Annotated in this window: 9 protein-coding genes; 3 read left to right on the plus strand and 6 right to left on the minus strand. The window is 72.0% G+C overall.

The annotated features are described in order from the left end of the window. Positions 1–195: 195 nt before the first annotated feature. The 3 genes from NIE111_RS21490 to NIE111_RS21500 form a co-directional block, all read right to left on the minus strand. Positions 196–588: an SCO5389 family protein gene (locus NIE111_RS21490; protein ID WP_238686092.1), complete on the minus strand. Its 393-nt coding sequence runs from the start codon at positions 586–588 to the stop codon at positions 196–198. Between the two features lie 309 nt (positions 589–897). Then, positions 898–1,389: an SsrA-binding protein SmpB gene (gene smpB, locus NIE111_RS21495; protein ID WP_238686093.1), complete on the minus strand. Its 492-nt coding sequence runs from the start codon at positions 1,387–1,389 to the stop codon at positions 898–900. A gap of 43 nt (positions 1,390–1,432) precedes the next feature. Further along, positions 1,433–3,670, minus strand: coding sequence for a hypothetical protein (locus NIE111_RS21500; protein WP_238686094.1), 2,238 nt, complete (start codon positions 3,668–3,670; stop codon positions 1,433–1,435). 150 nt (positions 3,671–3,820) lie between these two features. Between NIE111_RS21500 and NIE111_RS21505 the strand changes: the two genes are divergently transcribed. From NIE111_RS21505 to NIE111_RS21515, 3 genes are all read left to right on the plus strand, one after another. Then, positions 3,821–5,479, plus strand: a complete 1,659-nt coding sequence (locus NIE111_RS21505; RefSeq protein ID WP_238686095.1) for an NAD(P)/FAD-dependent oxidoreductase — start codon at positions 3,821–3,823, stop codon at positions 5,477–5,479. Positions 5,480–5,567: 88 nt separating this feature from the next. Beyond that, a complete protein-coding gene (locus NIE111_RS21510) occupies positions 5,568–7,025 on the plus strand; it encodes an ATP-binding protein (RefSeq protein WP_238686096.1) in 1,458 nt (485 codons plus the stop codon). Positions 7,026–7,100: 75 nt separating this feature from the next. Further along, entirely contained in the window at positions 7,101–9,047 is a 1,947-nt protein-coding gene (locus tag NIE111_RS21515) for an ABC transporter ATP-binding protein (RefSeq protein ID WP_238686197.1), read from the plus strand. A 101-nt stretch (positions 9,048–9,148) separates the two neighbouring features. On the opposite strand, the gene NIE111_RS21520 is transcribed toward NIE111_RS21515, so the two are convergent. The 3 genes from NIE111_RS21520 to NIE111_RS21530 all read right to left on the minus strand — a co-directional run bounded on the left by NIE111_RS21520 (position 9,149) and on the right by NIE111_RS21530 (position 10,792). After that, the gene (locus tag NIE111_RS21520; protein WP_238686097.1) at positions 9,149–9,664 is read right to left on the minus strand and encodes an NUDIX domain-containing protein; all 516 of its coding nucleotides are present in this window, start codon (positions 9,662–9,664) and stop codon (positions 9,149–9,151) included. A gap of 121 nt (positions 9,665–9,785) precedes the next feature. Next, positions 9,786–10,427, minus strand: coding sequence for an SRPBCC family protein (locus NIE111_RS21525; protein ID WP_238686098.1), 642 nt, complete (start codon positions 10,425–10,427; stop codon positions 9,786–9,788). After that, a complete protein-coding gene (locus NIE111_RS21530) occupies positions 10,427–10,792 on the minus strand; it encodes an ArsR/SmtB family transcription factor (RefSeq protein WP_121654606.1) in 366 nt (121 codons plus the stop codon). Before NIE111_RS21530 ends, NIE111_RS21525 begins: the two co-directional genes overlap by 1 nt. Between the last annotated feature and the right edge of the window lie 22 nt (positions 10,793–10,814).

Consider the following 10,814-nt stretch of genomic DNA (forward strand, 5'->3'; position numbering starts at 1 on the left):
GAGACGCGAGACGCGAGACGCAGGGTGGCCCAAACCTCGCTCCCGGGCGGTCGGGACCGGTGTCCGTCGTCAAGATCCGCGCAACATCAGGGATGTTGCTGCCTCTCCCGCATCGAAGGCAGCACCATCCGGGAAGTTGCTCAGATCTGGGGGTGTGTGGCGGGCGGGCTCGCGTGAGCCCGCCCGCCTCTACGGTCAGCAGTTGCGGAGTTCGGGGGACTGGTTGAGCAGTTGGCCACGGGTCGACACGAAGCGGCGGTAGCGCTCGCTGTCGACGGCCGACGGGCGGAACGCGGCGACGCGGTGGCAGTTCTGGAAGGCCAGGCGTACGCCGAAGTGCCGCTCCAGGCCACCGCGGATCGCGTCGCTCGCCAGCGCGCGGAGCAGTTGACCCCGGTCGGCGTCGGTGGGCGGCGGGACGACGTTGTCGGCCAGGTCGGCGTCGCCGGCCTGCAGTTCGGCGACCACCCGGCTGACGGTGGCCCAGGCGTACGGCAGCGAGTCGCGGACGCAGGCGATGAACGCCTCGTCGTCGATGGGGCCGCGTTCGGCGGCGTCGAGCAGGGCGGGCGGGACGGTGAGTGACATGGTTCTCCTCCGCTTCAGCTAATGATTACCGTTTTCAACAACGGCGTCGACTGAGCAGACCACGTCTCTCGGACGACGTCAACGATGTCCCGGCGCGCCACGCCGCGACCGCACGCAGGCACATGCGAACGCGCCTGCGAAGCGCCTGCGCGAAGGCGCCCGCGGGAGCGCGCACGCGAAGGCGCCCGCGAGAGCATGCGTGCGGAGGCGACCGCTCGCAGCGCGTGCGACGGCGCTCGCGACGAGAGCCCGCGAAGGGCCTTGCGAATGCGCCGCACGTTGAGAGCGCGCGGAGGACCCGTTGCGGCGTCAGGGCCGGCGGGGGTGGCCCTTGAGGTGCCGGCCCAGCTCGCGGGCGATCTCCCGGTTGGCGTCGCGCTCGGCCAGTGTCTGCCGCTTGTCGTAGGAGCGCTTGCCCTTGGCGAGGGCCAATTCGACCTTGGCGTAGCCGTTCTCGAAGTACATCGACAGAGGAACGAGGGTCACCCCGCCCTCGCGGACCTTGTCCAGGATCCGGTCGATCTCGGCGCGGTGCAGCAGCAGCTTGCGGTTGCGGCGCGGGGCGTGGTTGGTCCACGTGCCGTAGGTGTACTCGGCGATGTGCAGGCCGTACAACACGATCTCGCCGTCGCGCTCGTGCGCGAACGCGTCGACCAGCGAGGCCCGCCCCTCGCGCAGCGACTTCACCTCGGTGCCGACCAGCACGATGCCCGCCTCGTACGTGCGCAGCACTGTGTACTCGTGCCGGGCCTTCTTGTTCGAGGCGATCAACCGGCGGGCGGGTGGCGTGGACGGGGTCACCAGGCGACGATATCCGGCCGCCGGAGCAGTCGTGCCGGCCGGCTCAGTCGCGTGCCGGGCGTGCGGGGAGCAGTCGTGCGCTGAGGTCGCGTACCGCCTCCCCGAACGCATCCTGCGACTCGCACGGCCAGTGCCCGAGGATCGGTGGTGGAACGCTGTCGCTGGGCGCCGGCACCACGTCCTGCGGGTCGGTCAACCTCCGGTCCACGGTCGCCGGCGGACCGGTCAGCGTCTCGGCCTCCCCCGGTCGGTGGGACGCGAAGATCCAGCCGCCGATCGGGTCGGTGTCGCGCCAAAGGTTGATCCAGCGCCAGCCGATCCGTTCGCCGATCTCCCGCAGCGCCGGCTCGTCGGCGTAGGCGGGGAACAGCCGGGAGTACAGCCGGCCCAGCGGTGACCCATACGTCAGCAGGGCCACCCGCTCGGTGATCCGGGTGGGCAGTTGCAGGACCGTGGCGGCGAGCAGCACCGAGCCGTGGCTGTGCCCGGCCAGCAGCACACCCTGCCCCTGTTCCACCAGGTAGGTGATCCGCTTGGCCAGTTCCGGCACGGCCCGCTCGGCGTAGCAGGGCGGCGCGAACGGGTGCGCCGCCCGGGGCCAGAAGGTGCCCAGATCCCAGAGCACACCCACGTACCGGCGGAACTGCGCCGTCCGGTACGCGAAGATGCCGCCCACCACCAGGCCGAGCAGGATCGCGGCGATCACGTAGCTACCCGAACCGATCAGGAAGTTGACCATCCCTTCCGGCACGCCGATGTAGCGCTGCGCCACGTCGCCGGGTGGGAGCTGGAGCAGGCCGAGCACGCTGGTGGCCAGGCCGAGCGCCGCCAGGCCGGCGTACACCACGGAGAGCGGTTCCAACCGTTCGGTGAAGCGGGCCCGGGCCACGGCCTGCTCGACCCGCCGCAGCCGGGCCGCCGCGCGTGGCGGCGCCTCCGGGAAGTCGGCGGCCACGATCGCCCGCGCGGCCCGTCGCCGCCCGCGCCGGGTCAGCCTGGTGACCAGGCCGGCCACCAGCAGTGCGGTCACCACGGCCAGGAAAAACCCGAAGATCGCCCATTTGTACGCCAGGGGAGGGCTAGTCTCCAGGCCGTCCGCTGTCGTCCCCTTGCGATCGAGCAGGTCCGCCACCCGGTAGACCAGCTCGGCCGAGAACGCCACGGCGAGCCCGGCCGAGATCGTCATGAAGACCGGTGCTCCCAAGGCGCGGATGGGTGACCGGCTCTGCCCGCCGCCCCGCCGCCAGATCACCAGCGCGGCGAGCGCTACCACCAGCACCGTCTGGCTGACGAACAGCCAGGCCACGATCGCGCCGTAACCGGGTAGCGCACCACCTTGTGGCCAGGGTGCCGGGCTGATGACGACGTGCACGATCACCAGCATCGTCAGGCCGCAGGCGATGGTGCGTAGCCCGCGGAAGGCCCCGTCCACCCGTGGCGACGGGTCGGTGCGGTCGATGCTCGGCACCACGGTGACCAGGACCAGGCAGGCCAGCAGCACCGCCGCGGTGGCCGTCAGCAGGGTCACCATCACCCACGAGCGGTGCTGGCTGGCTCGCGCGGCCAGCAGGCTGGCGCTCAGCGTGGCGAACGCCACCGCGACGTGGACCGAGCGCAGTCGACCCACCAGCGGCTCGCCGTCCCACTGGCCGACGGCGCTCAACTGGTGTTTCGACGTCGGGGTCGACGGCGTCCGGAACGCGTCGAACGAATGGCCCGGGCGAGCGCCCAGCCACCAGACGAGCCCGATGGCGGCGACCGGCACGAGCGCCAGCACACCCAGGCGCAGCCCGGCCGGGCGCCCGCCGAGCCAGGACAGCCAGTTCCGGCCGGCCAGGCACGATGGGGTGTCCATGCAGCGCCAGGCGATCAGGTCCAGCGCCACCCCGACGATGGAGAGCACGTAGAGCATGGTGAGGGTCAGGGCGAGCACCCGGCACAGTGCCATGAAGCCACGCTGCGAGACGGTGTTCGCCGGGCGCATCCAGAGCGCCACGTTGCAGAGCATGAACGGCAGCAGGAAGACCAGTGACAGCGTCCGCACGGCCGTGCCGGACGGCAGGTCACTCCAGCGGTACGCCTCCAGCGTCACCCCGTCCGTCCCGGTGGAGTCCGGATAGCCGGGGCGCGGTCGGTAGAAACCTCCGCTGCGGTCCCCGGCTACCTGGTGCACGTACGGCCGGTCCAACACCTGGTCCGCTCCCGCGCCGGAGACACCGTGCACGCGCAGCTCCACGATCCCGCGTGACGTCGTCGGTCCGGTCGGTGTCGCGTCCGCCATGGGCCCCCCGAGGTGTGCGCGGCAGCCGGCGGGGCGTCGATGGCCGGCCACCCACACGGCTCCCCGGCTTACCCGCCTGTGGGGCGGTCAACCGTGCGCCGGGCCTCGGCGATGGTGCGGTCGACCCTCGGCAGGTGATTTCATGGCGCCATGGCGAACCCGGTGATCCTGACCGTCGACGACGACCCCGTGGTGTCCCGGGCGGTGGCCCGGGACATCCGGCGCCGCTACGGCGACCGCTACCGGGTGTTGCGGGCGTCCTCCGGGCCGGAGGCGCTGGACGCCCTACGCGAGGTCAAACTGCGCGGCGAACAGGTGGCGCTGCTGCTGGCCGACCACCGGATGCCGGAGATGACTGGCGTCGAGTTCCTGGAAGCGGCAATGGACATCTTCCCGGCGGCCCGCCGGGTGTTGCTCACCGCCTACGCGGACACCGACGCCGCGATCGAGGCCATCAACGTGGTCGACCTGGACCACTACCTGCTCAAGCCCTGGCACCCGCCGGAGGAGAAGCTGTACCCGGTGGTCGACGGGCTGCTGGAGGCGTGGGCGGTCACCCCGGACGCGGCCAGCGCGGAGATCCGGGTCGTCGGGCACCGCTGGTCGGCGCCGTCGTTCAAGGTCCGCGACTTCCTGGCCCGCAACCTGGTGCCGTACCGGTGGCTGTTGTCCGACGATCCGGAGGGCGTCCGGTTGCTCGACGCGGCCGGGGCCACCGAGGCGGACGTGCCGTTGGTGGTGACGGCGGAGGGCAAGGCACTGGTCGCCCCGAGCGAGGCCGAGTTGGCCGCGCTGGCCGGGTTGACGGTGGTGCCGGCGTGTGACTTCTACGACCTGGTGGTGATCGGCGGCGGCCCTGCCGGTCTCGGGTCGGCCGTGTACGGCGCGTCGGAGGGACTGCGCACGGTGCTCGTGGAGCGACGGGCGACCGGCGGTCAGGCCGGGCAGAGCAGCCGCATCGAGAACTACCTGGGCTTCCCGGACGGTGTCTCCGGCGCGCAGTTGACCGATCGGGCTCGGCGGCAGGCGGTCAAGTTCGGCGCCGAGCTGCTCAGCGCCCGGGAGGTGGTCGGTCTCAGCGAGGCCGGTGGTGCCCGACTGCTGCGCTTCGGTGACGGCACGGAGATCGCCGCGCACACGGTGGTGCTGGCCACCGGCGTGTCGTACCGGGTGCTCGACGCTCCGGGGCTGGCCGACTTCACCGGGCGGGGGGTGTTCTACGGCGCCGCCGCCACCGAGGCGCCGAGCTGCGTCGAGCAGGACGTCTACATCGTTGGCGGGGCCAACTCCGCCGGCCAGGCGGCGGTCCATTTCTCCCGGTACGCGTCGAGGGTGCACCTGCTCATCCGTGGTGCGGACCTGACCGCATCGATGTCGCGTTACCTGATCGACCAGCTGGAACGGATCGACCGGATCACCGTGCACCCGCACACCGCTGTTGTCGGCGGGGCGGGGGAGGACCACCTGGAACGGCTCACCCTGTGCGACACCCGTACCGGGGAGGCCCGCTCGGTCGACGCCTCCTGGCTGTTCATCTTCATCGGCGCGGAGCCCCGCACCGACTGGCTGGACGGGGTGCTGGTCCGCGACGACCGTGGTTTCATCGTGACCGGTCCGGATCTGCTCGCCGGAGGGCGGCGGCCGGCCGGCTGGTCGCTGTCGCGCGACCCGTACCACCTGGAGACCAGCGTGCCGGGCGTGTTCGCCGCCGGGGACGTGCGGGCCGAGTCGGTCAAGCGGGTCGCCTCGGCCGTCGGCGAGGGTGCGATGGCGGTGTCTCTGGTGCACCGCTACCTGGAGGCCCAATGAGCCCCGCAGTCGCGAGCGAAGGAGTCCCTGTGAGCGCGAGGAGTGAGCCGGGTTTGCGAGCCCCGCAGTCGCGAGCGAAGGAGTCCCTGTGACCACCGAGTCTGACCGGCTGACACCGGCGCAGTTGCGCACTCTGTTCCTGTTCGAGGCGCTCGACGAAGGGCAGCTCGACTGGCTGGCCGAGCACGGCCGGGTCGAGCAGCGCGCCGGCGGCACCCTCGTGTACGGCGAGGGTGAGCCCGCGACCTGCTTCTTCGTGCTGGTGCGCGGGGCGGTGGCGTTGAGTCGCCTGGTGCGCGGCGACGACGTCGAGGTCAGCCGGACCGACCAGCGCGGGGTGTACGGCGGGGCCACTCAGGCGTACCTGGGCGACCAGGTCGAGCAGATCTACCGCAACAGCCTGCGGGCGGTGACCGACGCGGAGTTCTTCGTGCTGCCGGCGGAGGACTTCGCGTACGCCCTGCGGTCCTGGTTCCCGATGCCCATGCACCTGTTGGAGGGGTTGTTCTTCGGGATGCGGGACAGCCAGGCCATCGTCGGTGAGCGGGAGCGGTTGCTGGCCCTCGGTTCGCTTTCGGCGGGGTTGACCCACGAGCTGAACAATCCGGCCGCGGCGGCGGTGCGGGCCACGTCGGTTCTGCGGGACCGGGTCGCCGGGATGCGGCACAAACTCGCCATGATCGCCGACGGCCGGCTCGACGGGAGCGCCCTGCACGGCCTGGTCGCGTTGCAGGAGGAGGCGGTCGCCCGGGTGGCCACCGCGCCGAAGTTGACCCCGATGGCCACCGCCGACGCCGAGGACACCCTCACCGACTGGTTGGAGGACCATGGCGTCGGCGGGGCCTGGGACCTGGCGCCGATCCTGGTCGGCGGTGGGCTCGACGCGGCCTGGCTGGCGCAGGTCAAGGCAGCGGTCGGCGCCGCGGACCTGGAGGCGGCGGTGCGTTGGCTCACCTACACCGTCGACACCGAGCTGCTGATGCGCGAGATCGGCGACGCGGTCACCCGGATCTCCGGGCTCGTGGGTGCCGCCAAGCAGTACTCGCAGCTGGACCGCGCGCCGCACCGGGTGGTGGACGTGCACGACCTGCTCGACGCCACGCTGGTGATGTTCAAGGGCAAGATCCCCGCCGAGGTCAAGCTGGTCCGCGAGTACGACAGGGACCTCCCACCCGTCCCGGCGTACGCGGCCGAGCTGAACCAGGTGTGGACCAACCTGATCGACAACGCGTTGGGCGCGATGGGGGAGAAGGGTGTGCTGACCGTCCGCACCGGACGGGTCGGCGACCAACTGACTGTGGAGATCACCGACACCGGGCCGGGTATCCCGCCGGAGGTGCGTCCGCGCATCTTCGAGCCGTTCTTCACCACCAAGCCGGTCGGCGCGGGCACCGGTCTGGGGCTGGACATCTCGTACCGGATCGTGGTGCACAAACACCACGGCGACATCCGGGTGGAGACCGAGCCGGGCCGCACCACCTTCCGGGTCCTGCTGCCGATCACCGAGGGGCCACCGGACGGGCCACGCGACGCGCCGACTACCTAGAGACAGTGGATGGTCGCGGGCAGTAGTCTCGGGCGGCGTTCGTGATCCCCGCCCTGAGGAGGGTCCGTGGAGTCGATGGCCCGCCAGCGCACCGCTGCCGAGGACGACGACCGACCGATCGACCCGGCCGGTGGCAGCTCAGTGCTGCCGGAGCTGGAGGACGCCGCCTGGATGCACCACGCGAGCACGTTCGCGCACACCAGCTTCTGGGCGGTGGCCCGGCGGCTGCCCCGACTGGTTCGCGAGGCGGTGGCGCTGGCCTGGTCCACCAACCGTATGGACACTCTCGCCTCCATCGGCCTGAACGTCGCCGCCGGGGTGATGACCACCTTCGGCCTGCTCGCCACGACCTCCGTGCTGCGGGAGCTGTTCGCCGCCGGGCCCACCCCGGACCGGGTGCGTTCAGCCCTGCCGGCGCTGATCGTGGCCGCAGCGGCCGTCTCGGCGCGCGGCGGCCTCACCATCGCGGCCGGTTGGGCCCAGGCCCGCCTGACCCCGCAGATCAACTACCAGGTGGAGCTGCGGCTGTTCGAGGCCACCACAGCAGTCGACCTGGCAGCGTTCGACGACGCCGGGTTCGCCGAGGAGATGGACCGGGTGCGCGATCGAGGGATGGGGGAGGCGGCGTGGATCGTCGACCACACCGTCAACCTGGTCACCGGCGTGGTCGGCATGCTCGCCACCGCCGTGGCGGTGACCGTCATCCAGCCGCTGCTGCTGCCCTGCCTGCTACTCGCCGCGGTGCCCCAGGGGATTACGGCGGTGCGGATGGCTCGCCGGGAGTATCTGGCGATGCTGGCTCGGATCACCCGCCGACGGCGGATGTGGATGCTCGCCCACCTGATGGCCAACCGGCACACCGCCGCCGAGGTGCGTGCCTACCAGATGCGCGACTTTCTGCTCGCCGAGTACCGCGGCGTGATGGCCGTCGAGACCCGCGCCCAGCTGCGGCTGGTGCGGGCACAGACCGGCACGCGGGTGGTCGGCGCGACGGTGGCGGGGCTGGCCACCTTCGGCGTGTACGCGGTCCTCGGCGGCCTCCTGCTGGGCGGAATGGTCGCCCTCGCCGCCGCGGCGACCGCCCTGCTCGCCCTGCAGTCCGCGCGGACCAGCCTGGGCGTCGCGGTCGTCGCCACGAACTCACTGTACGAGGACGCCCTCTACTACCAGGACTACCGCGATTTCCTGGCCCGCGCCCATGCCCGGGTGCCGGTCGGCGGCGACCGGGTAGCCGACGCCGTCGACGTGATCGAGGTGGACGAGGTGAGCCTGAGCTACCCGGACACCGACACCCCGGCGGTGGACCGGGTCAGCCTGACCATCCGGCGCGGAGAGGTGATCGCGCTCGTCGGTGAGAACGGCTCCGGAAAGACCACCCTGGCCAAGCTGATCGCCGGGCTGTACCGGCCCACCGGTGGGGTGATCCGGTGGGACGGCGTCGACGCCGCCGAGCTGGACCCGCGTGCTCTCGGCGCCCAGGTGGCGGTGATGACCCAGGAGTACTGGAAGTTCCCCTTCACCGCTGGTCAGAACATCCGCGTCGGACGGCACGACCGCCCACCGGGGCGCTCCGGCCCCACCGTTCAGGAAGCGGCCGACGCGGCCGCCGCGCACGACATGATCATCGGCTTGCCGCACAGCTACGACACCCTGCTCGACCGCGAGTTCAAGGACGGCCATGAGCTGTCCGGCGGGCAGTGGCAGCGGTTGGTCGCCGCCCGGGGGCTCTACCGCGACGCGGCCCTGCTGATCTGTGACGAACCCTCGGCGGCACTGGACGCCCGCGCCGAACACGCCCTGTTCCAACACCTGCGCCGCCACCCCGACCGGGCGGTCGTCCTGATCACCCACCGGTTGGCCAACGTCCGGCACGCGGACCGGATCTTCGTGCTCGAGCGGGGCCGCCTCGTCCAGCAGGGCAGTCACGACGAGCTGATGGCGGCCGGCGGCCTCTACCGGGAGCTGTTCGAACTCCAGGCCAGCGGCTACCTGACCGGCACCGACGAGGTCCACCCTCGATAACAGCCAGACACCCCGTCCCGTTTCGTCCCGCAAGATCGTGCTCGATCTTCCGCCGCTGGGCCGCCGGCGAATCGGGCGGTTGGCGGGGTCAGACGGTGGGGTCAGGCGTGGTGGCCGGGGGTCAGGAAGTCGGCGAGTACCCGGGTGTGGGTGGAGAAGGCCAGCTCGACCGGGTCGGTGAGCACCAGCCACTCGGTCGCCTCCTCGGTCGGCGCCGACGGTGGCAGGTCCTCGGCCGCCCGCTCGGGCAGCACTCCGAAGACCATCATCGTGCCGCCCGCCGGCGCCCCGTGCACAGCGAACAGGCGGGCGTCCTCGGCCGCCGCGATGAGGCCGGTCTCCTCCCGCAGCTCCCGCACGAGTGCGTCGGACCACTCCTCGCCGTACTCGATGAAGCCGCCGGGCAGCGCGAGCAGGCCGCGGGCCGGCTCGATGTCCCGGCGGACCACCACCACTCCCAGGCCCTCGGCGGTGCGGACCGGCAGCACCGCGACCGCCACCGGCAGCGGGTTGCGCCAGACGGTCTCGCCGCAGACCGCGCAGACTCGCGGCCATCCGGCGGCCGGCGGGTAGGCGGCGCCGCAGTAGGAGCAGTGCGAGTACGGCGTGCCGGTCATGCCGCAGCACGTTACTCCGATCCCCGCCCAGCCCGTCGCGCCGCCGCCTCGCGCCCCGCCCAGCCCGTCGCGCCGCCGCCCGCCGCCGCCTCGCCTGCCGAGCCGCCGCCTCGTCTCGCGCTCAGGCTGCCGGGTCGCCCGTGTAGAAGGCGGTGGTGCGTTCGGCGGCGGCCTTCGCCTCGTCGGCGTCGGTGCCGGCGGCGATGCTCGCTTCGCACCACAGCTGGCTGCTCAGCTCCATGGCCCGTCGTCCCTCGGCGGACGCGGTCCACTCGGCGCCCTGTTCCGGGGTGATCCCGCTGCCGTCGGCGGCCAGGTGCGAGGCGAGGCCGAGCAGTCCGAGGTCCCAGCCGACACCGACCGCGCCCGGCCCGAACTGGGCCCACCGGTCCTGGTCGACGTGCGCGATGTGGTCCAGGTCGAGACGGGCCCGCTCGTCACCGACCGGGGTGACGCGCACCTCGATCCAGCTCACCTCGCCGCCCATTTCCCAGGTGGCGGTGAAGCGGTGCGGCGGCTCGCAGCTCTCGACGGTGCCGTGGGCGTTGCCCTGGAGCTGGTACGTGCCGCCCAGCCGCAAGTCGCCGGAGATCGGCAGGAACCAGCGCGGGATGCGCTCGGCGCTGGTGCAGGCGTCCCACAGATCCTCGGCCGTCGCCTGGTAGGTCTGGCTGATCGTGGTGACCCGCGCCTCACCGGCTTCAAGGTTGCGGCTGCCGACCTTCCGCTGGACGGCGTTGATCTGCTCGGTGGCGTCGAACATCAGGTGTTCCTCTCATCGGGTGGATCGGCGGGCCCGCGCAGCCGACGCTCACGTCGGCCCCGGGCCAGCTCGGTGGCGAGTGCCGCCAGGGGTGGGGTCCAGAACCGGCGGAAGTGCTCCAGCCAGCCGTCGACCTCGCGCAGTGGGCGTGGGTCGACCGCGTAGAGCCGCCGGGCTCCCTCCGGCCGCACTGTGGCGAAGCCGTTGTCGCGCAGCACTTTCAGGTGTTGGGACACGGCGGGCTGGGAGATGCCGAACTCCTCGCGGATGACCGCGCTGACCGCGCCGGCGGTCTGCTCGCCACCGGCGAGCAGTTCGAGGATGCGGCGCCGGACCGGATCGCCCAGCACGTCGAAGGCGTGCACGACGACAGTTGTATCACTGACG

The organism is Micromonospora hortensis, assembly GCF_022230935.1.
GTDB classification, from domain to species: domain Bacteria; phylum Actinomycetota; class Actinomycetes; order Mycobacteriales; family Micromonosporaceae; genus Micromonospora; species Micromonospora hortensis.